Origin of the sequence: Bacillus cereus group sp. BfR-BA-01310 (assembly GCF_022664325.1) — a bacterium.
GTDB lineage: Bacteria > Bacillota > Bacilli > Bacillales > Bacillaceae_G > Bacillus_A > Bacillus_A paramycoides.
In genome coordinates this window covers 66,005-92,032 of the sequence record NZ_JAKUHD010000015.1, presented here as the reverse complement: position 1 = coordinate 92,032, position 26,028 = coordinate 66,005, and the positions used below count along the sequence as shown (strand labels likewise).

Below are 26,028 nucleotides of genomic sequence, written 5' to 3'. Positions count from 1 at the left end.
TACTTTTATAACATCTATAAACGATAATAAAATACTACGTGAAAAGACCGCATTTTGTATAAATATATCCCTTAAGTTGATGGGTGTGTGGGGGTACCCCTTAAAATACGAATGAGAATCCTATATTTATTTGGAAGGAAAATGCTCCATTCATACTCTGTTCATAATCCTTAGGTAATATAAAACTTGTAATAGGAAGAGAAATTTTGTAAAGGGGTGATTGATGTGCTAGCATCAGCTATTACATTTATTACGGCAGCACTTATTTTTTATTCAATTGGGGTCTGGAGTGAAAAAATTCAAAAGACGCTAAAACCTTGGCATGTGTTTATATTTTGGGTTGGATTAGCATGCGATACGATTGGTACTACATTAATGGAGAAAATGGCTTCAGAAGGTTCTCTATTCAGCTTTCATGGGATAACGGGTTTATCAGCAATTTTACTTATGTTATTTCATGCTGTGTGGGCCACTGTAGTTTTGAAGAAGAAGGATATAAAAATGATTGCAAAGTTTCACACATTAAGTGTAATTGTGTGGTTCATTTGGTTAATTCCATATATTTCAGGGCTTATATATGGAATGACAAACAACTCATAAATTGAATTTTCTGGACGAAAATAAAGTTATTCATACATTAGGAGATATAAGAGGAAGTTAGAAAAATAATTACACCATTTGGTTTCCTTTAGCTCACAATTCGTGTATTGAGAGCTAAAGGAAACAGAAAAAACGTATATTACATTATTAGTAAAATCCCCTCAACATGAGTCGAGGGGATTTTTATTAATAATGTAAAGCAACTAAATAAATCTATTGGTCGAACGAGGGAAGACTGCTCTTGGTAGTATGATAAACATTAAAAACATCCATTTTTAAATTGTTTAGGTGAAACACCAGTATGTTTTTTAAAGACCTTTGTAAAATGGCTCTGATCATGGAAATTTAATAGTGTAGAAATTTCGGATATAGAATGTCTCGTATAGGTCATTAAACTTTTTGACTCATCAATCTTAGCACGCTGTATATATTCGCCTAGTGAAATTCCAATTTCTTTTTTGAAAAGGGAAGATAGATAACTAGGGTTCAATGCGACTATTTCTGCTAGATGGGATAGGGTGATTTCTTCGTAAAGATGAGTAAATATATAATTTTGACATACATTTATAGGTTTTGAATGTTTTTGCATCGTCCCATTTTTAACTCGTTCTGAGAATTCAAGTAAAGCATTCTCCAAAAATGGGGAAATGGCTTCAGTTTTTTTTATTTCTTCAAGTTTTTGAATAAATAAATCACTGAGAGTATATGCGATTTCAGGAAATAGTCCACCATCTATAGCAGCTCTCGTCGCAAGTGTAATTGCGGCGATGGCAGAATTCTTCTGGCTTCGTAAGTGACTTGTTTTTGACAACACCCCAAGATCTCCTGATTCAGGTAGTCTCCTTAGATTTTTAATTAAATCATCCTTTTTCCCCTGTTTAATACACTCAAATATTTTCCTTTCAGCCAGTGGATCGATATGAGTTAATGTACTTTGACGTTGCTCTGATATATGTATATCGGGCTGTTCAATTTCAAATTCCGCCTTTTTTACCAGTATATTTTTTTGCAGAATATCAGCAATGTCTAATTTTTGTTGATACAGCATGTAATAAAGAATCATGCTTACATTTAAAAATTTCAAATTGCTTAAAACGGGGAGAGATTGATAATATTGAACCATTTCCTCCTTGTTTATTTTTAGATGAAGATCATTTATGAGACCTTTAATTGAGGCTTCTGATAGTCTGGAATAAAGGACTGGTCCAACGATGATGTTCCCACTAAGTTGATCGTTCAAACGTAAGTTAATTGAGAAGAAATTTTCAAGAAAAGAAGTCTCTTCTAGTACCGGAAAAGTATAGGGCGGATGTTCCCTAAATAGTTGATTAAGTAACTCCTGTGTTGAAGGATACAAAGGGTTATGCTGAAAATTTGGAGAGATTTCAAATGCCAAACTTCCTTTGTAATCAATAAAAAAGATAGGTGTTTTATGTATGTCAAAGACTAGCTTACAAATATAATATAAATCTTCTAGTTTGGAGCAATTCATTATTTTAGCCTCTATTCTTTAAAAATCAGTCAATATGTGTACAAGTTAAAAGCAACATAAAATCCTATCTTAAGCAAGGATTTTAAAATAAGGGCGAAAGCGAGTGCAGGTCATTTTTCCTCTGCATAGTAACCATATATATAATCAACTAAAATTTTTACAAGTATTCTAAAGAATATACCATAATATCTAAAAAATAATAACTATAATAGTGATAAGAAAGCGTTTACTTAATTGTTTTTTAGGAGGGGTATTATGAAAAGAGATATTAAGAAAATCATTTCACAAATGACATTAGAAGAAAAGGCAAGTCTATGTTCTGGATTAGACTTTTGGAATACAAAGGGGATTGAGCGATTAGGAATTCCTTCAATTATGGTAACTGATGGGCCACACGGGCTTAGAAAACAGGCAGAGGGAGCAGATCATTTAGGGATTTATAACAGTATTCCATCAACTTGTTTCCCATCAGCAGTAGGATTAGCAAGTACATGGAATAAAGAATTAATAAAACAAGTAGGAGTTGCATTAGGAGAAGAATGTCAGGCTGAAAATGTAGGTGTTCTCCTTGGACCAGGTGCAAACATAAAACGTTCGCCACTTTGCGGAAGAAACTTTGAGTATTTTTCAGAGGATCCGTATTTATCATCACAAATAGCCGCAAACCATGTTAAAGGCGTACAAAGCCAAGGAATTGGAACGTCATTAAAACATTTCGCTGCTAATAATCAGGAGCACCGCAGAATGTCTGTAGATGCAATTGTTGATGAAAGAACATTGCGTGAAATCTATCTTGCTAGCTTTGAAGATGTCATTAAGGAAGCACAACCTTGGACAGTAATGAGTGCTTACAACAAGATAAATGGTGAATACGCTTCGGAAAATAACTATTTGTTACATGATATTTTAAAAGATGAATGGGGTTTTGAAGGCTTTGTCGTTTCTGATTGGGGTGCAGTAAATGAACGTGTAGAAAGTTTAGCTAACGGCTTGGAGTTAGAAATGCCTTCAAGCTTTGGAATTGGTGAGAAGAAGATTGTTGCTGCAGTTAACGGTGGAGAGTTATCTGTAGAAAAGCTTGATCAAGCAGTAGAGCGTCTTCTTAACATTATTTTTAAAGCATATGATAACCAATTAGAAAACGCTGTGTATAGTAAGGACGCGCATCATCAGCTTGCAAGAGAAGTTGCAAGTGAAAGTATGGTTATGTTACAAAATGAAGATTCCATCCTTCCGCTAAAAAAAGAGGGGACGGTAGCGGTAATTGGAGGATTTGCAAAGCAACCACGTTATCAAGGTGGCGGAAGCTCTCATATTAATCCAACAAAACTTGAAAGTATTCTTGAAGAAATTGAAACTGTATCAGGTGAAAAAACGAATATACTATTTGCCCAAGGTTATGATCTTGCTAGCGATGATATAGATGGAAACATGATTAATGAGGCAAAAAAAGTAGCAGAACGAGCAGATACAGCTGTCCTTTTCGTTGGCCTACCAGATCGTTATGAGTCAGAAGGCTTTGATCGAAAACATTTACAGATGCCAGAAAATCACGTGCAATTAATTGAGGCTATTGCTGAAGTGCAAAGTAATATCGTTGTAGTTTTAAGTAACGGAGCGCCAATTGAAATGCCATGGATAGGTAAAGTAAAAGGAATACTTGAAGGCTATTTAGGTGGGCAAGCATTAGGCGGAGCAATTGCTGATATATTATTTGGTGATGCGAATCCAAGCGGAAAATTAGCAGAAACCTTCCCGAAAGTTTTAAGCGATAATCCTTCTTATTTAAACTTCCCTGGTGAAGGCGATAAAGTGGAATACAAAGAAGGTGTGTTCGTCGGATACCGTTATTATGATACGAAAAATATTGAGCCATTATTCCCATTTGGCTTTGGGTTAAGCTATACAAACTTTGAGTATAGTAATCTTACAATAGATAAGAAAGAAATAAAGGATACGGAGATAGTTTCCGTTCGTGTAAACGTGAAAAATACTGGTAGTACAGCAGGGAAAGAAATTGTTCAGCTTTATATAAAAGATGTTGAAAGCACTATGAGTCGTCCTGAAAAAGAATTAAAAGGATTTGAAAAAGTAGAATTGCATCCGGGAGAAGAAAAAACGGTTAGCTTTACTTTAAATAAAAGATCATTTGCTTATTATAATGTTGAATTGAAGGACTGGCATGTTGAAACAGGTGAATTTGAAATTTTAGTAGGAAAGTCTTCAAAAGAGATTGTTTTACATGATAGCCTATATGTTCAATCAACGACAATAATTCGAAAATCAGTACATCGAAATACTTTACTAGGGGACATATTCGCGGACCCAATTTTAGCACCACTTGCAAAAGAACTTATGGAAAAGGCATTAAAAGACAGCCCATTTGGTAGTATGGCTGAAGGGGATAGTGATACCTCTGAAATGATGGAGGCTATGCTAAACTATATGCCGTTACGAGCGTTAGTGAACTTTAGCGCAGGTGCTTTTACAGAGGAAATGTTGAGTGAAATAATTGGGCTATTAAACAACGCGCAGATGAATCGATAAGCGGTGAATGAATTTTCTAGTCATTGGAACATTCATTGTTGAATTTTAATTACTTTCAAAAATTCATACGCAATATAAACAAAAACGCAGTTTGCAACTAAACTGCGTTTTTTTAATGTTCAATGAATGATCAAAGTCTTTAAATTTAAAGGATTGTAGCTATAAAAGATTTTAAAATTCTAAAAAAATTGAAGGTATAATTCGATGAATATAGAATTTAACATATAGCAAATAAGGAGGGGATGAAATGGAAGTCTTTCACGTAACGAGTAGAAAAAGGGAAACGTACAACGTTCAAATGAAGTATTCGATACTTTTCGAATGCGCTCTTGGTATCGCGGCAATTACTCATAAGAGGTTAATCGACACGCTCGAAAAGACTCAAAGTGAATGGGAAGAAATAAGACAATCTTTACCTCATGAAATGATAGAGCATTTACAATTTGTTGAGAAGCATAATACGTGGAAAGCGGTGCTACAGTTACTGTATGATGGGGATTTTACGGATTTATCTCAATTTATTCATAATATCAATTCGCTATCAGAAGTAGATTTTAAGTATGTGTGCTTACCGTTTTTAGGAGACATGCATCAAGAAAAAAGACGTTTAGCAGCAAGCGGAGAAGTTTCAGCGGTACAACAATTAACGGAACTAACGCAGGAGCATCAATTTTTCTCTACGTATATTGAGTTTATATGTAATACGGATGTGCAATTATTAAAAGGGCATTTAATCGCTGTTATGACAGGATGGTATGAAAGTGTTATTAAGAAAGAAGAAGAGCAATTACTTTCTATACTAGAGCGAGATTATGAAGCAAAAAATGAAATGAATAAAAAGATGAAACCGGAAGAGTTTGTAGAGTGGGCTACAGGTGGAGTTATATACATGCCAGAACCAAGTGTGCATCACGTACTTCTTATCCCGCAAATTACTTACAGACCGTGGAACATAGAAGCAGATATTGAAGATATGAAAGTGTTTCATTATCCAGTCGCAAATGAAAGTATACATCCGGAAGACCCATATGAGCCGAACTATTTTTTAGTACATAAACATAAAGCGCTTGGGGACGAGGCAAGGCTGCGTATAGTAAAACTACTATTTGAACAAGAGCGTACGCTACAAGATATAACGGAAAAATTACAACTGGGAAAATCAACAGTACATCATCATTTGAAACTTTTACGTTCCGCAAAGTTAGTAGATATTCATGACGGAAAATATGTGTTGAGAAAGAAAGCAGTGCAGTCATTAGCAAAAGAATTAGAAGCATTTTTAAACAGATAATATACAACGAGAATGTACATAAAGGGAGGAATTTAAGAGAAAAGTTGGTGCGTTATATTGGAAAATGTATTGAAAAATCGTTCATTCTTTTTTATGTGGATTGGTAGTGCCATTTCAGAATTAGGTGGGGCTTTCGGGACGTTATGTAATTCAATTCTAGTTTATGAGTTAACAGGATCAAAAACAGCATTAAGTAGTATGTGGTTACTATATTTTATCCCGTCTCTCATACTGCAACTTATAAGTGGACCATTTATTGATAAATGGAGCCGAAAGTGGATTATGATTTTTTCGCAATGGACGCGGGCCTCTGTTTTCTTACTGCCTTTAGTAATGCTTTTTACTAATAATATAGAAGTATGGCACGTTTACGTTGTTCAAATTATAGTAGGGTTCATTACGCCGCTATATACACCTGCAAGTCAAGCGATTACACCGAGCATAGTAAGTAAAGAGCAGCTTCAAAATGCAAATGCGTATATAGATGGAATGACTCGTCTTATGATGTTTTTGGCGCCGGTATTAGGTGGCATCGTTATTAAATTCATTGGAATCAAATTAACAATATTGTTCGTTTGTGTTTGTCTATTCATTAGTGGAGGATTGTTACTTTTCATAAAAGAAAAAATGGTAAAGCAAGAACTTCGAAAAACGTGGCTAGAGCAATTTCTTCACGGCTTTACATACTTCTTCACAAAACCAGTTATCGTTTGGCTTGGGGTATTTCTAGCATTCGTTCAATTTGGAGTAGGAGTAACGATGGTTACGAATCTTCCTTATATAAAAGACGAACTGTCGGCAGGATATGCGGAGTACGGCTACTTCATGGCAGGTTTCCCGCTTGGTTATGTAGTTGGTTCCATGTTAGTTGGGAAAGTGAAGTATAGAAGTCGTCGACTACTTATGCTTGGAGGATTATTCGTAGGGGGTCTCACTTACATTTCACTAGGTTTAAACAATAGTATTCTAATAGCGATTGTAATTGAAGTAATTGCCGGTATATGTATTTCATTTTTTAATGTTCATAACACGACGATATGCCAACAAACGGTCCCGAATAATATGATAGGGAAAGTATTTTCAGTGCGTTTATTTTTCATGCGATCCGCTATGCCGTTAGGTGTGTTATTAGGGGGCATACTGAGCGAGATGTGGGGAGTAAGAGCGCTATACTTTATCATCGGTTCGATAATATGTGCCACTTCTTTAATAGGGATATTGCTTCCATATTTTAAATTTTTGGATGAGTCGATTGAAGAGAAGTCTGCATAATCCAAAAATTAATAACTTTATAATTGAAAATAATTATCATAATCAATTATAATAAAAGAATACTAGTATTCGTATTACAAAAAGGGAGTGGGATATATGTTTATCGAAACTAAGACATTTACAGTAAAAGAAGGTACTTCTAATATAGTTGTAGAACGTTTCACTGGAGAAGGAATTATTGAAAAATTTGAAGGCTTTATCGACTTAAGCGTTCTCGTAAAAAAAGTAAGACGCGGAGACGAAGAAGTAGTCGTTATGATTCGCTGGGAATCGGAAGAAGCATGGAAAAACTGGGAAACAAGTGAAGAACATTTAGCTGGACATAGAGCGAACCGTGGTAAACCGAAACCAGATCATATCATTAACGTCGATCACGCAGTTTATTATGTGAAATCATCGAAATCGGCTTATCAGCAGTTGTAAAAATACATTTGTTTCATTTTAATCCTTCCAATATATAACCATCTATCTACTTATTGATAGATGGTTATTAACATTGAATAAAGAGAATGATTTGCATGTGATGTAAGAAGAATTAACAGACAGGTTAAAAATAGAAATGCTATAATATAATCCGATCAGTGAGAAGATTAGGAGTGGTAATAATGGTTCAATCGATAGTTCATATTGCATTAGTAGTAAAAGACTATGATGAGGCGATAGAGTTTTATACAAAGAAACTAAATTTCACATTAGTTGAAGATATTTATCAGCCAGAAGAAAATAAACGGTGGGTAGTGGTATCTCCTCCAGGTTCAGTCGGCACCACAATATTACTAGCTAGGGCATCTAAACCTGAGCAAGAGCCCTTTATTGGTAATCAATCAGGTGGTAGAGTATTTCTTTTCTTAAATACTGACGATTTTTGGAGAGATTATAATGAAATGATTTCAAGAGGAATAGAATTTGTGAGAGAACCGAAAGAGCAAGCATATGGAATTGTTGCAGTATTTAAGGATTTATACGGGAATTTATGGGACCTGCTGCAACTAAAAGATGATCACCCAATTGCACAAAGAATTAAGTAGAATAAAGAATAAGTAGATTACTACGATTATCAATCTTTATAGGTAAATAAATATTCCGTGTCGAATTGGTCATATAATTTCATTAACTGTATTCAAAATGTTGCATTTTAAAAATCGTTCTAGACGATAGAAAAAAGTATTAGACTATTAAAAAGTGAACACTTGAATACAACCCCTGTAACGTTCAGGTGTTATGAATATGGGGCAATATACTTTCGTATAACCCCTGTTTAAAAGGAGATGAGTGAATGAGGTTAAATCATTTGAATCTATGTGTTGATGATTTATCGGAAGCTAGACATTTCTTTGAAACATTTTTTGATTTTCAATTTTTGGAGCAAAAGGGAAAGGCCCTTGTAGTGATGAGTGATGAGAGTGGATTTATACTTGTATTAAGTGATCCAAAAGCATTCAAGGGGAAGAATGACGTTACATATCCTGAGGCTTTTCATATTGGCTTTTTGGTGGAAACTTCAAGCGAAGTTGATCAGGCGTATAATCGTTTAGTAGCTGGGGGCATTGAAATAGAAAAGGAACCTTATGCAATGCGAGGTAGTAGTTATGGTTTTTATTTTACAATATTTAATGGCTTATTAATTGAAGTTTCTTGCCTTGACTATAGAGATGGTAAGAAAGTTTCAAAACTCAATAGCACTCATCAAGAGTAATTGTCGGAAGGTGTATATATAGCCTCTTATCAAGTTTAGAAAGGGGCTTGTTACCATTTCATTCGCTTTTTTAATGGAACATCAAAGTAAAAAAGAAGCGTCTTTTAGTCAAAAATTCGACTTATGAGACAGCTCCTATATTTATTAATCTAACTTAATTTCAAATTCAAGCACAGTTTGATTTTTCATAAACGGCATACCATCTTAAACCAAATGTTGTAGATTTAATATAAAGTTTGATAAAAAGGTCTATTTTGTAGGGGAATTGCTTATGCATAAAATAACAAAATTTTTTTGTGTACTGTCGCTATAAACTTTCGTGAATCAACTGGGTTTCTTACCTGATGTGGTGGGAGGTACAGTGACATAACTAGGAGGTTGCCACTATGACAGCTGTATTTAAAGATATGGTGTTCCAGCTGAAAACGGAACGACTCGATCTGAATATGTGGGAGGAATCCGATGCAGTCTGGCTGAGAAAATTAATTGGTGAACGTGGTGTGGACATGCCAACCATTGAATCTGTTCGTAGCTATCTTATTGAGATGCGCAAGAGAGCAGCTGAAGATGGCATTTCCCTTCTCACTATTCGTAGGCGAGACGAAGGCGATTTCATCGGATACTGTGGCTTGATTATCGGTCGTTCCACGCTTGAAGAGCCGGAGATTGCATACGAGTTGTTCCGCAGTGCTCATCGCAAGGGTTATGCGACAGAGGCAGCATCCGCTGTGCTGGAGGCTGCGATTGCTACCGGGCGCCACAGACTTTGGTCGACTGTAGGCGCTTGGAATGTTGCGTCCTTCCGGGTATTAGAAAAGATAGGATTTGAGCGACATCACAGTACGTGGGACGAGCGCGGTGAGATTGTTTGGAACGTACGTGATCTGTAGAGACCTGACCAAATTCGGAACAATGAAAAATGTAAAAGAAAGCCCATATGTTAGACTGCTCAGTAATCTAACATATGGGCTTTTCCTTATAGTAAATATTGATTTTGTATATATTTAAGTGTAATAGTCTGTCTTTTACTTTAATTTTTTACATCATCATATAATTCCAGCGCTTCTTTCACATTCAATCCATTTTTCACAATGCCATGAATCGCTTGAATCATTGCAGTTGGGTGTTCGGATTGCCATATGTTTCGGCCCATGTCTACGCCGATTGCACCTTCTTGCAGCGCATTGTACGTAATGTTTAATGCATCTTCGATTGAATCAAGTTTGGGACCGCCGGCAATGACGACTGGGGCAGGGCATGTACTCGTAATTTTTTCGAATCCTTCGCAGTAGTACGTTTTAATAATGTCAGCTCCCATTTCAACACATACGCGGGAAGCGAGTGCTAGGAAGCGAGCTTCACGTTTTTGTAGTTCTTTCGCAACGGCGGTAATACCGAGTACTGGCAGCCCATAATCGTGAGCTTCAGAGACTACGTTTGCGAGATTTGAAACAGTTTGTGTTTCATAGTCTGATCCAACAAAAACAGAAACGCCGACGCCAATTGCGTTCTGCTTTACGGCCTCTTTCACAGGTGTAACAATTGTTTCATTCGCTAAATCTTTGCCGACTACAGTTGGTCCACCTGAAACGCGCATAACCATCGGTGTGCTGCAGTCTTCAGGAATACAGGAGCTGAGTATACCTCTCGTTAAAAAGAGTGAATCCGTATAAGGAAGCAAATTTTTAACGGTTTCTAACGGCTGTTCTAGTCCGTGAATTGGTCCTAAAAAATAGCCGTGATCTATCGCTAACATAACCGCTCTGCCGTCAGGTAAAATTGTATTTAATCGATTTTTAAATCCCCAAGTCATTAGAAATCACTCCTTCGTTAATGTTGGATTTTCAGTTTGTACTGTATCTTTATTTGGTAAATGTGGTGACTTAATAAAAACAGCTTTAAAAGGTTTATCAGAATGGTTAATAAGATAGTGAGATTCATGAGGACGAACTTGCAAGACATCACCTTGTTTTATCGGAACTCTTTCGTTATTTACATAGAAATCTATTTCGCCTTCTAACGCATAAAAGACTTCTTCGCACGTTGTATGAAAATGATTTTGAAACTCTTGCCCAGGCTGAATAATGACTAGGCCGAGATCAATATTTGGCCCTTGTAATAAATATTTCGGCCCGTTATCACCGAAACGATAGGTGAAATCATCTTCATTCACTTTAAGCATAGAAATCACTCCTTTATGTAATGTGTTACAGTGCACCTGGGGCCATCCACATATGGGATGTGAGACCTTTATCGGCTAAGGAAAGTTGACTTTCATACACTGTTTTCCATGTTTCAAAGAACTCTTTGTAACGCTCATGATTTTCAGCGTTTGGCTCAAACGTTTTTTCCCACTGTACAAATTGCTCGGCAGTTTCGGCCATTGATTCATAAATACCTGCGCCAACTCCAGCAGCAATAGCCGTACCTAAAGCAGCTGCTTCTTTTACAACGGGTACTTTGACTGGGATTCCAAGAACGTCTGAAAGAATTTGCGGCCAAAGCTTTCCTTTAGCAGCACCGCCAGCAAAGATTACTTCAGAAGGGAATTTACCAGTGAGAGCTTCTATTAATTTCAAGTTGCCGAGTGTAACGAAGGCCGCATTTTCCTCGATCGCGTGAAACATTTCTTTCTTTCCGCACTTATCAGCATCTAAGCTTAAATTTAAAAAAGATGGTGCCGCGTGACGCCAAGAAATATAATTCATTACATTTGAAAAAGTAGGGATAATGCCGTGTGAGCCGGCAGGTACTTCTTTCGCTTGTTCTTCTAGTAAATCATAAGCATCTACACCTAGCTTTTCAGCGAGGCCTTTTTCTTCTTGGCAAAAAGCATCTCGAAACCATCTCATAACAAGACCAGGGAAGAAAGCAATTGTTTCGTATTGCCATAGGTTAGGAATAGCGTGGCAATTTATACGAACAAGTGCATTCGGATCTGTTTCTGGTTTCGTTATATTTACTTCTTGTTGCCAAAAACTGCCCCCGCATATAAATGTTTGTTCTGGCTTCACGACGCCAGTTCCGAGCGATGCCATTTGTGCATCTCCGCCGCCAGCAACGACGGGTGTTCCTTCATATAATCCTGTTAATTTAGCGCTTTGTTTTGTGACATGCCCAATAACTGTGCCGGCCTCATTTACTTTTGGTGAAAAGGCTAGCGTAAGTCCACATTGCTCAGCAACCGAGTTATCCCACGCTCTATTTTGTAAATCGAATATACCGGACGTACATCCATTGGAAGGATCAATTTGCAAGATTCCGCACAATTTATATAAAATCCAATCGTTTAACATCGTAAAGCTATGAATGTTTCTGTATACATCGGGCTCATGCTTTTTTATCCAAAGCAAGCGAGGTAAAGCACCTAATGAAAATGTTTGACCTGACTTTTTATATAAATCTTCTTCAATTTCGGAACGAATTTGTTTTAGTTCACTAACTTCTGCTGATGCGCGACCATCAACATTTGCACAAGCCCATATTTCTTGCCCGTTTTTATCGTATAAAACAAATCCTTCGCGCATGCTCGTTGCACTTATACCTTTAATAGAAGAGGGGGACGTATTACTTTTTTGCAGAACATCCTTCGTACATTCTTGAACGAGCTTCCAGTTTTCTTTTACATCAAAATTCATTGAACCGGGATAACGACTATCTGATTTATGAACCCATTCTTGTTGACTAACTGCAAGCTGATTTCCTTGTAAATCAAACAGGACTGCTCGAATACTTCCTGTACCAGCATCGTAAGCTAATAAAGAGGACATTAAGAGTCACCTTCCTTTCTTAATAAGGAGAGGGCAGTTTCTTCATCGGTAATTAATGTATGAATGAATTTTCCTTTTAAGGCGCCATAAATTGCATCTAACTTTTTAGTGCCACCAGCTACACCAACGACATGTTTCATATTTTGAAGAACAGAGAGTGGTGTGCCGATAAGACGGTTATGATGGGGAAGTTCTAATTGTTTTCCGTCAGTATTATAAAATTGACCTAAAATATCTCCGGCCCCGTTCTGACTACGTATATACGTCATTTCATGTAGCGTTAATTTTTCTTCTTTCACAATTGTGGCATCTTGTGATAAACCTCCAATGCCAACTACTGCTGTATGTGCGAGTGAAGCGACGTGAAGCATATCTTTCACACTCGGCTCTGATAGAATACTTTGTGCCATTTCGTTTGTGGATGCTAGAAAAGGGGTAGGAATGATGTGAAGGTCTCCTTGCATGTAGTTCAAATAGTTTTGCTTCCTCGGAATATAGTGGTTAACACCGCCTGTAAGAGTAACGATTGAAAGACTCATAGAAGTTTCAAAATGAATGTTTTCTAGCATTTTACTTATCGTTTCTCCCCAGCCAATGCCAAGTAAATCTCCTTGTTGCAGATGAGTTTCTAAATATTGTGCAGCAGCTTTTCCGAGTGAAGATGTATAATCTTCAGTTGGCGTTGGAATAACGAAAGCGTCTTTTAGATGGAATTTTTTCATAAGGTCACGTTCGATGCTTAAACAGTGTAAACCAGTACCTTTTACGTGAAATGTAACGACACCTTCCGTACGTGCTTTATCTAACAACCGAACGACTTTATTTCTTGAAATGTGAAGAAGTGAAGCAATCTCCTGTTGCGTTAGTTGATCTTTATAATAGTACCAAGCTACTTTAGTTAACAAATTTTCTTCAAAGTTCAGCTGTGACATTCTCTTCATTCCTTTCAACAAATGACCAATGCTTAAACATATGTGTTCGTTATTTTGTTTATTCCAGTTGAAACGATAATTAGCCCAGTGAAAAAAGTGTTCTAGATATGAAAAAAGGAATATACAATGCTACAAAACAAGTAGAACAAAAAATCATTTTCTCAAAAAATGTTCTGCATAAAGGCAGGTGACATCATGTGGAGAATGTGCCCTTATTACAAGTTACAAAGATGAGTAAATCTTTTTCAGATCAACTCGTATTAATAGAAGTCAATTTACAATTAGAGCGCGGAGATGTATACGCTTTAGTTGGAGGAAATGGTGCCGGGAAATCAACGTTAATGAAAATATTAACAGGTTTGTATTCATACGATTCAGGCAAGATGTATGTGAAAGGGGAAGTACAACAGTTTTCAAACACAGCAGAAGCACATCAACATGGTATTTATTTAATACCACAAGAGCCACTCATCTTTCCTCATATGACAATTGAAGAGAACATTTGTATCGGAATGAAAGTGAAAAAGAAAGAGCTTCGAAATAAGATTAATAAGTTGCTAGAAGATTTAGGATGGAACATTCAACTTCATGAGCTAGGGTTATCATTATCAATTGCCCAGCAACAATTAGTAGAAATATTGAGGGGATTAATAAGGGAAGCTGAGATTCTTATTTTAGATGAGCCAACATCGACATTAACAACTCACGAAATTAAAAGTCTTTTTGTGTTGATGAAAAGTTTAAGAGAAAAAGGTATTGGTATGATTTACATTACACATCGTTTTCCAGAAATCTTTGAAATTGCGAATAAAGTAGCGATTTTACGTGACGGAATGATTGTAAGTCAAGGCGATGTATCGAGTTATACATATGACATGCTAATGGAGGGGTTATTACCGAAAGGATATAAACTTGAGGAGAAGAAAGAGATCATCCAAGAGGAAACAGAGTATTCGGAAAAAATATTAGATGTCACGAATGTGTCCGGTTATGCATTTCAAAATATATCATTTACTGTACACGCTGGAGAAGTTGTTGGGATTGCAGGTATCGTCGGATCCGGTAGGACTGAACTAGCGGAATCAATATTTGGATTAATGCCTTTGAAATCAGGTTCCGTCTTATTAGAGGGGAAATCTATTACAAAGTATTCGATACAGAAGCGAATAGAGGAAGGTATGGTGTATGTACCAGAGGATCGAGCGGGGAATGGCATTTTTTCAATTGCGTCTGTGAAAGAAAATATAACGTCTGCATCTTTAAACAGTACGAGTAGCTTCTTTTTAAATAACAAAAAAGAAAGCGCTTTAACGAATTCGTATATAAACCAGTTTCGAATTGTTGTCCCTCATATGAATGAAGAGATGATATCTTTATCAGGTGGGAACCAACAGAAGGTAGTGCTAGCGAAATATCTTGCATGTAATCCGAAAGTGATAATTCTTGATGAACCGACCCGGGGTATTGATGCGAAAGCAAGACTAGAAGTATACGAAACTATACAAAGTTTGAAGAGAGAGGGCCTTGCGATCATATTAATTTCTTCAGATCTGGAAGAAATCGTTCAATTAGCGGATCGTGTATATGTGATGAGGAACGGAGAATTCGTCTCTCATATAGAGAAGAAGGAAATGAGTATAGATGAAGTTACACACCTTGCATATGGAGGAAAGGGAGGTGTAACGGAGTGAAACGTGTATTTAAAATGCATGAGACGTCTATTATTATTTTATTACTTCTATACATAGCTTTCGTTGGAGTAATGAACCCTAGTTTTGTTCAGTTTAGTTCCTTATCTTTAATAATGAAATCTAGCGTTATTTTAGTTATTTTGGCAATCGGTCAATCTTTCGTATTGTTTACGAAAAATATAGATGTATCAGTAGGATCTAGTATGGGATTAAGTGCAGCGGTTTGTGGGATGTTGTTAACAGATGGATACAGTACTTTTATTTCAATATTTGCGGCAATTATACTTGGCGCACTAATCGGTCTGGTAAATGGGATTGGCGTTACGAAGTTTCGAGTACCAGCTATTATTATGACATTAGGAATGCTCGGGATTATTAGAGGAGCAATGTTAATATTCACGGGCGGAAAGTGGATTGAAGATATACCTAATGAGTATAAACAAATTTCTTCTATTATGATGCTCGGTATTCCGATAACGGTATGGATAGTTCTTATCATATTACTACTACTATATTTCTTTTTAATGAAAGTTCAAATTGGAAGATATTTTTATGCGGTAGGTGATAATGAAGATGGCGCAAGACTAATTGGAATACCTGTAGATCAGGTGAAAATATTTGGTTTCATCATATCGGGCATAAGCGCCGGGCTCGCTGGGTGTATATTCGTCATGAATATTGGATTCGTTCCAAATCAAACAGGTACAGGGATAGAACTACAAGTTATCGCAGCAGCTGTTTTAGGCGGTATTCATTTAAAAGGAGGAACAGGTTCTATATTTGGAGCCGCGCTAGGTGCGTTATTTTTAGAAGTGATAAGCAGTTCACTCGTCTTTTTAAAAATACCTGCATTTTGGAATAGTGCTATATCAGGATTTTTACTTTTACTCATCATCATATTAGATAGTGTATTAAAAAAATGGAAGAAACTCCGGCAACTAGAAGAAAGGAGGGTGAATCTATGAAAGGAATACGTAGCTTGTATAGATGGGAAGGCGTTCTTCTCTTATTGCTCCTCGTAGAATTCATTCTCTTTGGTTTCGTAAATAGTGATTTTTTAAACATTAGTAATCTCCTTTTTAGTATGAATGATTTCCTCATTATTTCAATCGCGGCTATTCCGATGACATTCGTCATTGTAACAGGCGGAATTGACGTATCAGTAGGGTCAATTATGGGGCTTACTTCGATTCTTATCGGAGCCTTTTGGATGAATGGTACGCCTATACTGTTAGCCGTTATCGTTGCTCTTGTAATAAGTTGTATAGCGGGCGGTTTAAATGGCCTCATTATTAAAATGACAGATGTAGAACCTCTTGTCGTAACACTTGGAACGATGTTTTTATATGCAGGAATCGCCCTTGTTATTTCAGGAGGATCAGGAGCCGCTGGTTATGAAGGGATAAGTGGTTTGCCGGATACGTATGTGCAACTGGCAAATGGTAGTTTTATAGGGATTCCTAATTTATTATGGCTCCTTGTCATATTAACGATTGTATTTACGATATTGTTTCATCGTACAACATACGGTCGCCACGCAAAATTAACTGGAGCAAATGAAAGTACGGCGAAATATTCCGGGATTCGAACGAAGAAAGTAGTTATTATTGCTTACGTACTTTCGGGGTTAGGAGGTGGATTAGGAGGAGCTTTCTTAACTGCATATTTTGGTTCAGCTCGTGCTGATATTGGAAGTGAAACGATTTTGCCAGTAATTACGGCAGTTGTGTTAGGCGGGACACTTATTACAGGCGGAAAAGGGAGTATTATTGGGACAGTACTAGCGAGTATTTTTATAGGACTCATGCAGAACGGTTTGCAAATGACCGGCTTAACGAATGAACAATCAAATGTAGTAATTGGTATTATCCTTATTGTTTCTGTTATTATGAGACATTTCAAATTACAACGATTCACTACGGGGAAAAGAAGGAATTTGCATAAGGGGGAAATGTCATGAAGAGAAAACTGGGGATTGTTATTATTATGTGTATTTGTTTAATCGGCTTAATCGCTTGTTCTAGTCAAACAGCGGATAAGAAAAAAGCAGATGATGTAAAATTTGCATTCATTCCGAAATTAACAGGGGTTGGGTTCTTCACATCGGGCGGTGAAGGTGCAAAAGAAATGGGAGATAAGTTAGGCGTACAAGTGAAGTATGATGGACCGTCTGAGGCAAGTGTATCAGGGCAAGTAAAATATATAAACAATTTCATTAATCAAAACTACGATGCGATTATGGTTTCATCTACGTCAGTTGATGGTCTCTCACAATCATTACAACGCGCAAAGAAAAAAGGGATGACCGTATTAACGTGGGATTCTGATGTGAATCCGAAAGACCGTTCGTTTTATATTAGCCAAGGTACACCAGACCAACTTGCAAACTTATTAATTGAAATGACTTCTAAGCAAATTGGAGATAAAGGAAAAGTAGCATTTTTTTATTCAAGCCCGACTGTAACAGATCAAAACCAATGGGTAACGAAGGCGAAAGAGATTATTAAAAAGAAATATCCGAACTGGGAAATTGTAACGACGCAATATGGTGAAAATAATGCACAAAAATCTTTATCAGTCGGGGAGAGCATTTTAAAAACGTATCCGGATATTAACGCAGTCATTTGTCCAGATGCAACGGCACTTCCAGCAATGGCGCAAGCAGCAGAGAATTTAAAAATGGATAAAAAAGTAGTCGTAACTGGATTTTCGACACCAAACGTTATGCGTGATTATGTAAAACGAGGAACGGTACAACAGTTCGGATTATGGGATGTAAAACAACAAGGTGCACTCGCAACGTATGTTGCAAATGAAATTGTCGTAAAAGGGAAGAAGTTAAAAGTGGGGGATAGCTTCGAAGTAAAAGGAATCGGGACAGTGAAAGTAGAACCAAACTCTATTCAAGGGTATGATTATGAGGCAGAAGGAAACGGCATAATCGTATTGCCAGAACGAGTTGTATTTACGAAGGATAATATTGATAAATATAATTTTTAATAGTGTTTGGTAGTTGAATATATGTCGTTTTTTGTCGGTAAGTCGATATGATTTGAAAATCGCCGATATAATTTCATTCACTATATTTCTTCGTTATACAAAGTAAAAAAACGTCCGAATATATCGGACGTTTTTATTATGTCGTTTTTAAAATCTATTCATTAATTATGCACAGCTTCTTTTTCATTTAACCCAAGTGTGCGTCCTGTTGAAGCATGAAGTTCCTGGAACAGTCTTGGATTTTCCGTTAGTGATATGCCATAAGAAGGGATCATTTCTTTTATCTTTGGCTCCCATGCTACTATACGTTCTGGGAAGCATTTTTCTAATACTTCAAGCATAACGTGAACAGCAGTAGAAGCACCTGGAGAAGCACCAAGTAACGCAGCGATTGATCCGTCAGATGCACTAACAACTTCTGTACCAAATTGAAGTGTTCCTTTACCACCAGCATCAGTATCTTTAATTACTTGCACACGTTGTCCAGCAACTACAATATCCCAATCTTCACTTTTCGCGTTCGGAATAAACTCACGTAATTCTTCCATACGTTTTTCGTGTGATAACATAACTTGTTGAATTAAGTATTTTGTTAATCCCATCTCTTTTACACCTGCTGCTAACATCGTTAAGACGTTATTCGGTTTTACAGAGCCGATTAAATCAAGATTTGAACCTGTTTTTAAGAATTTAGGTGAGAAGCCTGCAAATGGTCCAAACAGTAAAGCTTTTTTGTTGTCTATATATCTTGTATCAAGGTGAGGTACAGACATTGGTGGAGCACCAACTTTAGCTTTTCCGTATACTTTTGCATGATGCTGCTCTACAACTTTTTGGTTTTTACATACCATAAATAGTCCACTTACTGGGAATCCTCCGATATGTTTTGACTCAGGAATACCAGTCTTTTGAAGTAGAGGTAGACTACCGCCACCGCCGCCGATAAAGACAAACTTCGCAGTATGATGTTCGATTTTGCCACTATTCATATCGTGAACTTTTACTTCCCACAAACCGTTCTTCGTGCGTTTAATATTTTCAACACTATGTTTGTAGTTTAGCTCGACATTTTTAGTTTTTAAGTAATCAAACAACATGCGCGTTAACGCACCGAAATTAACATCTGTTCCAGAATCAATCTTCGTTGCAGCCATTGGTTCATTAGAGTTACGGCCTTCCATAATGAGTGGAAGCCATTTTTTTAATGTATCAGGTGCATCAGAAAATTCCATTCCTTCGAATAAAGGATTTTTTGAAAGCGCTTCAAAACGGTTTTTTAGAAACTCTACATTTTTTTCACCTTGCACTAAACTCATATGAGGCAGTGGCATAATAAAATCTTGTGGATTACGAATTAGGTTTCTCTTTACAAGATACGCCCAAAATTGTCTTGAAAGTTGAAATTGCTCATTTACTTTGACAGCTTTACCAATATCTATAGATCCGTCAGATTTTTCGGATGTATAGTTAAGCTCACATAGCGCAGAATGTCCTGTACCGGCATTATTCCATTCGTTAGAACTTTCTTCTCCGGCATTTGCGAGTTTTTCAAATACTTTAATTTCCCATTCAGGTGCCAATTCTTTCAGTAATGATCCTAACGTTGCGCTCATAATTCCAGCGCCAATTAAGATAACGTCTGTTTTTTGCTGCATGTTGCTCATGATAATCTCTCCATCCCCTATATTGGCAAAAAAGAAAAGGTGTTTTTATTTCTAAGCCGTAAAAAGTAAACACCGCCTAGGCCCCACCTAGGAATCTATCTTTTTTGTCTCAATTATATAACCATCTCATAGTCTATTATAATAATTAATAGACTAAAATATCTAGTGTTATCTGATAATTTTAAACTATTTAACGTTTTATTTCATAGAATTCTTCTGTCATAAGGGTAAAAAGCATTGTAGTAAAGCGGAATTTGGAGAAGAATTCCAGTTTGATGTTATCTTAAAAAAATTTACTAATACTTTTATTTTTATGTTTTATCTTTGGAAATTTGTAAGAATCTGTGTTTGTGATATCTAATTTGAAGAAATAGAATAAATAACAAATAATTGGTAAGATTATTCTGAAAATAAAGCAGGAGGGATACCAATGCTTACAAAAGAACAAATCGCAAACTTATTTCGAAATTTTTCTGTGAATGAATGTAAAGGATCAAGTGATTTATACGAGTATTTATCAATAAAAATTTCTGAAGATGAGGAAGTTCTTACGTTAGCTTCCTACGCACAATCTGGTCAACCAACCCCAAACTTATTATTAGGTGCAGTCCATTATTTATTGTTAAAAGGAATAGAACACAGTTTAAAAAGGTATTATTATAGTTTAGTTGAAGATGCTGATACAAATTTTGAAAATGCCTTTCACCAATTTAAAGATTTTTGCCATGTATATCGAGAAGAAATAATTACTTTATTACAAACGAAACTCGTTCAAACGAATGAAGTAAGACGATGTGCCTATTTGTATCCAATTTTCTGTTACATATTTAATAAAGTGAACAAACCGTTAGCGTTAATTGAAATTGGTACAAGTTCTGGATTACAACTGTTTTGGGATCAATATCGTTATTCATATGGAACGGAAGAAGTATTTGGAAACACACAGTCTAATGTTCATTTACAATCAGAAATAAAAGGAGATAAGAAGCCATCCTTTTTAAAACAAAGTCCACCTGTCGTAGAAAGAATCGGACTAGATTTACATGTGAATGATTTAAATGATGACGAAGATTATTTATGGTTACGCGCGCTTATTTGGCCAGAACATAAAGAAAGACTTGAACTATTCGATCAAGCAGCAGCACTTGTCAAAGAAAAATCAGTACAATTAATTGAAGGAGACGGTGTAGCGCTTCTCCCATCCATTGCAGATCCAATAAGGGAAGATGCGGTGATTTGTATTTTCCATACACATGTAGCAAACCAAATACCTGACAATGTTAAACATACGCTAGAAAAACAAATTAAAGAAATCGGTGCAAATCGTGATGTATTCCACCTATATAACAACATGTGGGACCGGGACCTTCATATTGATTATTATATTAACGGAAACGAATATTGTGAAACGGTTGGGGAAACAGAAGGGCATGGAAGATGGTTTAGTTGGAAGCTTGGGGATAGAACTTTTTGCTAAAGCAAACCTAATAGTCATGGGCTTCATCACCAATATTCGTAATAAAAATGGCTGATGGAAGACACTCCATCAGCTATTTTTATTTTTCATTAAACTCATCAGGAGTCCAAGTAGCGATTTCATTCCCAGGTGCAGCAACTACAAGCCAATCCTCACATTGGACCCCAGCTTGCCAACATTCATAATAGTTGTGAAAACCATTTATAAACATGATTTGCTCGTTTTCAAATGTAATAATTAAATGCGGAGTTTCCTTACCTAGTTGTATGTCTGTAACTTTTTGTCTTCTCATTTCAAATATTCTCTTATATTCTTCTTCCTCGGAATAATTGTCAAATTCATCCTCATTAGATGGATATTTTTCAGGTGGAGTATTAAATAAACACCATTTCGATTCAATGTTGACATGTAATTGCCCATCATAATCAACTGCAGCCTCAAAATCTGTAAAATGAATCTTTATAGTTGCTGAAGGAATACCAAATTGAACCCCATCAACTTGTGCTCCTATGAAGAGATGTTTTAATACCTTTTCTGCATAAAGTTTGTCTTCTTTGCTCATTATACGAATCCTCCTTTCTGTAATATATATTATTTTTTTATTGTAATAAATAAAATTTTGTGTAAAATGAACCTTCTGTGAGAAACGGACGAATATAGTGTGAAAGATCATGAGAGGGGAACGTAATTTTGGATGAAGTAGTATTAAAAGAATGGCTATATAAAATGGAGTCCGGGGACCAAGAAGCCTTTCAGTTTATTTATGAGTACACATGTAAAGATATTTATAGAACAGTAGTATTTTTAGTAGGGAGTCAAAACCAAGATGTAGACGATATAGTTAATGAGGTGTACATCAAAATGTGGAAGTCCGTAACAAATTATGATATGAATCGTTCATTTCGTTTTTGGTTACATGGACTAGTTGTCAAACAAGTACAGGATTGGCGTCGTAAATCGTGGCGACGATTTCGAATCTTTGAAAAGAAGAAAATGTATGAACAAGATCGGTCTTACATAATGGATGAAGCTATTTTACATAAGGAAACAAGAAGTGAATTAGTAGAAGTTGTACAAAATTTATCTTATAAGCATCGTGAAGTAGTTATTATGCGTTACTTCCATGAATATAGCTTGGATGAAATTTCTATGCTTCTTCAAACCCCAGTTGGTACAGTGAAATCTCGATTACATACAGCGCTAAAACGATTAAGAACTGAAATGGAGCATATGCCAACCTTTAGGGAGGGAGAAATAAATGGATTTTGAACAATATGTAACGAATGAATTGAAAAGAAAAGCAGAGAATTTAGAGCCGTCTCCTAATCTAGAAGATAAAGTACAAGCCTCTTTTCATAAATACCAGCAATTGAAAAAGAGAAGGAAAACATCTATGAAGAAAAAGTTATTACTGGGCTTTGTAGCTGCGGCGATTCTAATACCAACCGGTACTTTTGCAGGTACAACATTAATGGATAAAATTGTTGGGACACCAGAAGAAGCAAGGCAAGATATGGGAATGACTGAGGATGGTTATAATGGGGTAATGGAACGTATAGAAATTGCTAAAAGTATATTTACAGAAGAGGACTTTGAAAAGTATGTTGCTTTATTACAGGAATCGTACCATTTTTATAAGAAAGTAAGTGTCGTAGAGAATGGAAAAAGACAATATACAGCTACCGATCGTCTAAATGCTGATGAAGAAAAAAGAGATAAAGAGGTAATGGAACAATTAAATACATATGAAGAAAGAATAAATCAACATTTTACCTATACATTTGAACAAGCTGAAAAAATAACTGGTTTTCCGATTAAGCATCCTACATATATTCCAGTTGGACATCAACTAGTATTTGAAGAGGTAAAAGCCGAAGCGACATTAGGAAAACCTATGCCGCTTATTACGATGAGATATGAAAATCGTAATGTAAAAAAACAGCCACATACTTCAGATGCAGAATTAGGTTTTACAATTCATCTTTTAGAAATCATTGAGGGAGAATATAAAGATTATTTTATTGACAGACCATTTGATAAACCCTCTGAAAGAGGACCTAATTTTTCTGGAGATATAAAGAAATATAAACTAAATGGGTATGATGTTACATTTGGAGAACATAAAGTGTCACATGTAAGGGCTATGAAAATAGTGGTACCTGCAAAAGAAGGAAGAAATGCATATCAAGTGTATATAAACGATAGTATGCTATCTAAAAAAGAGCTTGAGAAAGTTTTACTTTCGGTTGTTGAATAGATAATGAAATTTCAGAAAAATGAAAGTAAGTAGTTACTTTCATTTTTATTTTATGATAATATGTTAGTAATCACTTACTTACATATTGGATGGAGGAATAAAGATGGGGAAATTAACAGCGCGAGAAAAAGTTATGGAAGCTGCTACTTTATTATTTGGTGAAAAGGGGTATACAGCGACAACAATTCGTGAAGTGGCAGAAAAAGCGGGGGTAAGCGAGTTAACTATATTTCGTAATTTTAAAAATAAGGAAAATTTATTTAGAGAAAGTATTATTTTACGAACAACACCAGTTGCTTTATTAGAGGAAATAGAAGAGCAATTTACTGGTGATTTACATAAGGACCTTACGAAAGTGGCAGAAACATATATTCAAATCAATTTGCCAAAGCTAAATTATATTTGGGCTGCGTTAATAGAATCAAGACAAAATAGTGAAATGAAAACATTACTACATGAGTTAAATTCACATTTAGTGAATCATTTAGAAGCCTATTTAAAGCAGCTTGGAGAGAAGGGGCATATTTCTTCTTGTAACTACCGTTTAATAGCGAATATGTTTTACGGACAACTGTTTTTATACATTATGAATGTTAGTATAGCGGAAGAAGAAATTCAGTTAGAAGAGTATATAGAGACTTGTGTAAATTTATTTATGAATGGGATTTTAAATAAAGAAAACGAATAGGGGTGGGGGAATTGCGGAATACATTTGCATTAATTGCATTAATTGCAGGTTTTTTTATGGCAATTTTAGATTCAAACATTGTGAATATCGCATTACCAGAAATGACAAAGACATTTCATACGTCAATTGATACCATTTCTTGGATTGCTAATAGTTATAATGTTGCCTTTGTATCGTGTTTATTAATTGCAGCACGTCTTGCGGACCAGTTTGGTCGCAAGAAGCTGTATATTATCGGTTTATTAGGGTTTTCTATTAGTTCGCTTATGTGTGGTATTGCCACTTCTTTTCATACATTAGTAGCTTTTAGGATAATACAGGGAATCTCAGCAGCAATTATCGTACCAGTTGCTATGCCTCTTGGTCTTAAGTTAGTACCGAAAGAGAAACAAGGTATGATAGGTGGTATTATGGGAGCTTTCGGAGGATTAGCAGCGGCAATTGGGCCTTCACTTGGTGGTGTTTTAACTGATAAATTGAATTGGAGCTGGGTGTTTTTTATTAATGTCCCAGTTGGTATATTATCTTTAATCTTCGTGATTCTTTGTATTAAAGAATCGTATGATCATACTGCAAGCTCTAAAATAGATTGGGCGGGTATGATTACTTCTGCATCTGCACTATGCTTACTTGTATATGCACTCATACAAGTAAATACAAATCATTTAAGCACGATAAGCTTAATTCTTCTTTTTATGCTTTCATTAATAGGTTTTATATTATTTTTCATTATCGAAAAGAAAAGTAATAATCCAATGTTACCTTTAAAGTTGTTTTCATATAAAGAGTTTTCAATTTCAAACCTTTCCTTATTTTTCGTTGGGATGGGGTTAATGAATTTTTTATTTATACTTGCTTTTTATTTTGTTCAAGTAGAAGGAATGTCCGAACTACAGTCAGGTTTAATTATTAGCACTTTAGCCATTGTTTCAATGATTGTTACTGGAGTAGTAACACCAATCGCAGCAAAACGAGGTAGTGTATTAATAGGTAGTATAGGGATGATTGCTTTTATCATAACTTCGTATTTATTTAGTCAGATAGATTCAAACTTTACTACATGGGATTATATATGGCGATTAGTGATCGTTGGAATTGGAACAGGTTGCACTTTAGCACCGTATACAACAATTGCGGTTTTAAGTGTGCCGGGTGAAAAATCAGGTGTTGCTTCAAGTGTATGTAATATCTCTAGAACGGTCGGAAGTATTGTAGGGGTAGCAATACTGGTCATGTTTTTGAATCATCAATTGTTAGTTGAAAAAGAAAAAGTAGATAGGGAAGTAATAACTGTGATTGAAAAAAGTAATTTAACAAATATAGAAAGAGAACAAGTGTTGCAAGCGATGAAAGGAATTGATAAAAATCAAAACAGCATGTTAAAGTCTGAAGAGGCGAATAAGCTTTACGAGAAAATGAAGCAACAATATAAACAAGGAATTGTATATAGTTTTGATAAAACATTTTTAATGGGTTCAGTTATTTTTACTTTAGCGCTCATTTGTAATGTAGTTGGTATGTATGTAAGTAGGAAAAAAGGTACAATTTCGTTAATAGGTTAGTTTTATTGCATAATATTATTATGTAAACAAAATTGGAGTATGTACACCTAACTAAATAGTTCAATATTTTTGATTTTTCTTTGGTTACA

24 protein-coding genes are annotated in these 26,028 nt (G+C 35.8%); 17 read left to right on the top strand and 7 right to left on the bottom strand.

The window, feature by feature from the left end:
- Positions 1-225: 225 nt before the first annotated feature.
- Entirely contained in the window at positions 226-600 is a 375-nt protein-coding gene (locus MR109_RS22640) for an HsmA family protein (protein WP_002172466.1), read from the top strand.
- Between the two features lie 259 nt (positions 601-859).
- Here the strand turns inward: MR109_RS22640 and MR109_RS22635 are convergent, their stop codons facing one another.
- Complete coding sequence (locus tag MR109_RS22635; RefSeq protein ID WP_242273952.1) at positions 860-2,092, bottom strand: helix-turn-helix domain-containing protein; 1,233 nt, start codon at positions 2,090-2,092, stop codon at positions 860-862.
- Between the two features lie 255 nt (positions 2,093-2,347).
- Between MR109_RS22635 and MR109_RS22630 the strand changes: the two genes are divergently transcribed.
- The 7 genes from MR109_RS22630 to MR109_RS22600 all read left to right on the top strand — a co-directional run bounded on the left by MR109_RS22630 (position 2,348) and on the right by MR109_RS22600 (position 9,788).
- A complete protein-coding gene (locus tag MR109_RS22630) occupies positions 2,348-4,639 on the top strand; it encodes a glycoside hydrolase family 3 C-terminal domain-containing protein (RefSeq protein ID WP_242273951.1) in 2,292 nt (763 codons plus the stop codon).
- A gap of 247 nt (positions 4,640-4,886) precedes the next feature.
- A complete protein-coding gene (locus tag MR109_RS22625; protein WP_242273949.1) occupies positions 4,887-5,930 on the top strand; it encodes an ArsR/SmtB family transcription factor in 1,044 nt (347 codons plus the stop codon).
- Positions 5,931-5,987: 57 nt separating this feature from the next.
- Positions 5,988-7,202 (top strand): MFS transporter, encoded by a 1,215-nt coding sequence (locus MR109_RS22620; RefSeq protein WP_242273947.1) that lies wholly within the window; start codon positions 5,988-5,990, stop codon positions 7,200-7,202.
- Between the two features lie 96 nt (positions 7,203-7,298).
- Positions 7,299-7,625, top strand: a complete 327-nt coding sequence (gene hmoA / locus MR109_RS22615; protein ID WP_242273946.1) for a heme-degrading monooxygenase HmoA — start codon at positions 7,299-7,301, stop codon at positions 7,623-7,625.
- A gap of 182 nt (positions 7,626-7,807) precedes the next feature.
- Positions 7,808-8,230 carry a VOC family protein gene (locus tag MR109_RS22610; RefSeq protein WP_025147924.1) on the top strand — a complete coding sequence of 141 codons (423 nt, stop codon included), beginning with the start codon at positions 7,808-7,810 and terminating at the stop codon, positions 8,228-8,230.
- A 248-nt stretch (positions 8,231-8,478) separates the two neighbouring features.
- Positions 8,479-8,898 carry a VOC family protein gene (locus MR109_RS22605; RefSeq protein ID WP_071719217.1) on the top strand — a complete coding sequence of 140 codons (420 nt, stop codon included), beginning with the start codon at positions 8,479-8,481 and terminating at the stop codon, positions 8,896-8,898.
- Positions 8,899-9,284: 386 nt separating this feature from the next.
- A complete protein-coding gene (locus MR109_RS22600) occupies positions 9,285-9,788 on the top strand; it encodes a GNAT family N-acetyltransferase (RefSeq protein ID WP_048376646.1) in 504 nt (167 codons plus the stop codon).
- A gap of 140 nt (positions 9,789-9,928) precedes the next feature.
- On the opposite strand, the gene lsrF is transcribed toward MR109_RS22600, so the two are convergent.
- Genes lsrF through MR109_RS22580 form a run of 4 tightly spaced genes read right to left on the bottom strand, consistent with a single transcriptional unit; the run spans position 9,929 to position 13,600 of the window.
- A complete protein-coding gene (gene lsrF / locus MR109_RS22595; protein WP_048376645.1) occupies positions 9,929-10,711 on the bottom strand; it encodes a 3-hydroxy-5-phosphonooxypentane-2,4-dione thiolase in 783 nt (260 codons plus the stop codon).
- Between the two features lie 6 nt (positions 10,712-10,717).
- Positions 10,718-11,080: a cupin domain-containing protein gene (locus MR109_RS22590; protein WP_048376643.1), complete on the bottom strand. Its 363-nt coding sequence runs from the start codon at positions 11,078-11,080 to the stop codon at positions 10,718-10,720.
- A gap of 25 nt (positions 11,081-11,105) precedes the next feature.
- Positions 11,106-12,668 carry an autoinducer-2 kinase gene (gene lsrK, locus MR109_RS22585; RefSeq protein WP_242273945.1) on the bottom strand — a complete coding sequence of 521 codons (1,563 nt, stop codon included), beginning with the start codon at positions 12,666-12,668 and terminating at the stop codon, positions 11,106-11,108.
- Positions 12,668-13,600: a sugar-binding transcriptional regulator gene (locus tag MR109_RS22580; RefSeq protein ID WP_242273944.1), complete on the bottom strand. Its 933-nt coding sequence runs from the start codon at positions 13,598-13,600 to the stop codon at positions 12,668-12,670. Before MR109_RS22580 ends, lsrK begins: the two co-directional genes overlap by 1 nt.
- A 197-nt stretch (positions 13,601-13,797) precedes the next feature.
- Here MR109_RS22580 and MR109_RS22575 point away from each other — a divergent pair, with 197 nt between their 5' ends.
- From MR109_RS22575 to lsrB, 4 genes are read left to right on the top strand one after another with little or no spacing between them, the layout of a single operon-like run.
- Positions 13,798-15,291: a sugar ABC transporter ATP-binding protein gene (locus tag MR109_RS22575; protein ID WP_242273942.1), complete on the top strand. Its 1,494-nt coding sequence runs from the start codon at positions 13,798-13,800 to the stop codon at positions 15,289-15,291.
- Positions 15,288-16,256, top strand: a complete 969-nt coding sequence (locus tag MR109_RS22570; protein WP_242273941.1) for an ABC transporter permease subunit — start codon at positions 15,288-15,290, stop codon at positions 16,254-16,256. The genes MR109_RS22575 and MR109_RS22570 overlap by 4 nt, the downstream gene beginning before the upstream one ends.
- Complete coding sequence (locus MR109_RS22565; RefSeq protein ID WP_242273940.1) at positions 16,253-17,251, top strand: ABC transporter permease; 999 nt, start codon at positions 16,253-16,255, stop codon at positions 17,249-17,251. The genes MR109_RS22570 and MR109_RS22565 overlap by 4 nt, the downstream gene beginning before the upstream one ends.
- Positions 17,248-18,291, top strand: coding sequence for an autoinducer 2 ABC transporter substrate-binding protein LsrB (gene lsrB / locus MR109_RS22560; protein ID WP_242273939.1), 1,044 nt, complete (start codon positions 17,248-17,250; stop codon positions 18,289-18,291). Before MR109_RS22565 ends, lsrB begins: the two co-directional genes overlap by 4 nt.
- 161 nt (positions 18,292-18,452) lie before the next feature.
- On the opposite strand, the gene MR109_RS22555 is transcribed toward lsrB, so the two are convergent.
- Positions 18,453-19,955 carry a malate:quinone oxidoreductase gene (locus MR109_RS22555; RefSeq protein WP_242273938.1) on the bottom strand — a complete coding sequence of 501 codons (1,503 nt, stop codon included), beginning with the start codon at positions 19,953-19,955 and terminating at the stop codon, positions 18,453-18,455.
- Between the two features lie 430 nt (positions 19,956-20,385).
- On the opposite strand from MR109_RS22555, the gene MR109_RS22550 reads away from it, so the two are divergent.
- On the top strand, positions 20,386-21,432 hold the full coding sequence (locus MR109_RS22550) for a DUF2332 domain-containing protein (protein WP_242273937.1): 1,047 nt from the start codon (positions 20,386-20,388) through the stop codon (positions 21,430-21,432).
- A 79-nt stretch (positions 21,433-21,511) separates the two neighbouring features.
- Here the strand turns inward: MR109_RS22550 and MR109_RS22545 are convergent, their stop codons facing one another.
- Positions 21,512-21,994 carry a hypothetical protein gene (locus MR109_RS22545; protein WP_242273936.1) on the bottom strand — a complete coding sequence of 161 codons (483 nt, stop codon included), beginning with the start codon at positions 21,992-21,994 and terminating at the stop codon, positions 21,512-21,514.
- 128 nt (positions 21,995-22,122) lie between these two features.
- Here MR109_RS22545 and MR109_RS22540 point away from each other — a divergent pair, with 128 nt between their 5' ends.
- From MR109_RS22540 to MR109_RS22525, 4 genes are all read left to right on the top strand, one after another.
- On the top strand, positions 22,123-22,701 hold the full coding sequence (locus tag MR109_RS22540) for a sigma-70 family RNA polymerase sigma factor (protein WP_071719228.1): 579 nt from the start codon (positions 22,123-22,125) through the stop codon (positions 22,699-22,701).
- Positions 22,691-23,689 (top strand): hypothetical protein, encoded by a 999-nt coding sequence (locus MR109_RS22535; protein ID WP_242273935.1) that lies wholly within the window; start codon positions 22,691-22,693, stop codon positions 23,687-23,689. The genes MR109_RS22540 and MR109_RS22535 overlap by 11 nt, the downstream gene beginning before the upstream one ends.
- A gap of 103 nt (positions 23,690-23,792) precedes the next feature.
- Complete coding sequence (locus MR109_RS22530; RefSeq protein WP_242273934.1) at positions 23,793-24,377, top strand: TetR/AcrR family transcriptional regulator; 585 nt, start codon at positions 23,793-23,795, stop codon at positions 24,375-24,377.
- An 11-nt stretch (positions 24,378-24,388) separates the two neighbouring features.
- Positions 24,389-25,939 carry an MFS transporter gene (locus MR109_RS22525; protein ID WP_242273933.1) on the top strand — a complete coding sequence of 517 codons (1,551 nt, stop codon included), beginning with the start codon at positions 24,389-24,391 and terminating at the stop codon, positions 25,937-25,939.
- Positions 25,940-26,028: the final 89 nt, after the last annotated feature.

Bases quoted from the DNA above. Each gene is read 5' to 3' on its own strand.
- MR109_RS22635 (WP_242273952.1), bottom strand. From the start codon at position 2,092: ATGAATTGCTCCAAACTAGAAGATTTATATTATATTTGTAAGCTAGTC.
- MR109_RS22630 (WP_242273951.1), top strand. From the start codon at position 2,348: ATGAAAAGAGATATTAAGAAAATCATTTCACAAATGACATTAGAAGAA.
- MR109_RS22625 (WP_242273949.1), top strand. From the start codon at position 4,887: ATGGAAGTCTTTCACGTAACGAGTAGAAAAAGGGAAACGTACAACGTT.
- hmoA (WP_242273946.1), top strand. From the start codon at position 7,299: ATGTTTATCGAAACTAAGACATTTACAGTAAAAGAAGGTACTTCTAAT.
- MR109_RS22610 (WP_025147924.1), top strand. From the start codon at position 7,808: ATGGTTCAATCGATAGTTCATATTGCATTAGTAGTAAAAGACTATGAT.
- MR109_RS22605 (WP_071719217.1), top strand. From the start codon at position 8,479: ATGAGGTTAAATCATTTGAATCTATGTGTTGATGATTTATCGGAAGCT.
- MR109_RS22600 (WP_048376646.1), top strand. From the start codon at position 9,285: ATGACAGCTGTATTTAAAGATATGGTGTTCCAGCTGAAAACGGAACGA.
- lsrF (WP_048376645.1), bottom strand. From the start codon at position 10,711: ATGACTTGGGGATTTAAAAATCGATTAAATACAATTTTACCTGACGGC.
- MR109_RS22590 (WP_048376643.1), bottom strand. From the start codon at position 11,080: ATGCTTAAAGTGAATGAAGATGATTTCACCTATCGTTTCGGTGATAAC.
- lsrK (WP_242273945.1), bottom strand. From the start codon at position 12,668: ATGTCCTCTTTATTAGCTTACGATGCTGGTACAGGAAGTATTCGAGCA.
- MR109_RS22580 (WP_242273944.1), bottom strand. From the start codon at position 13,600: ATGTCACAGCTGAACTTTGAAGAAAATTTGTTAACTAAAGTAGCTTGG.
- MR109_RS22565 (WP_242273940.1), top strand. From the start codon at position 16,253: ATGAAAGGAATACGTAGCTTGTATAGATGGGAAGGCGTTCTTCTCTTA.
- lsrB (WP_242273939.1), top strand. From the start codon at position 17,248: ATGAAGAGAAAACTGGGGATTGTTATTATTATGTGTATTTGTTTAATC.
- MR109_RS22555 (WP_242273938.1), bottom strand. From the start codon at position 19,955: ATGAGCAACATGCAGCAAAAAACAGACGTTATCTTAATTGGCGCTGGA.
- MR109_RS22550 (WP_242273937.1), top strand. From the start codon at position 20,386: ATGCTTACAAAAGAACAAATCGCAAACTTATTTCGAAATTTTTCTGTG.
- MR109_RS22545 (WP_242273936.1), bottom strand. From the start codon at position 21,994: ATGAGCAAAGAAGACAAACTTTATGCAGAAAAGGTATTAAAACATCTC.
- MR109_RS22535 (WP_242273935.1), top strand. From the start codon at position 22,691: ATGGATTTTGAACAATATGTAACGAATGAATTGAAAAGAAAAGCAGAG.
- MR109_RS22530 (WP_242273934.1), top strand. From the start codon at position 23,793: ATGGGGAAATTAACAGCGCGAGAAAAAGTTATGGAAGCTGCTACTTTA.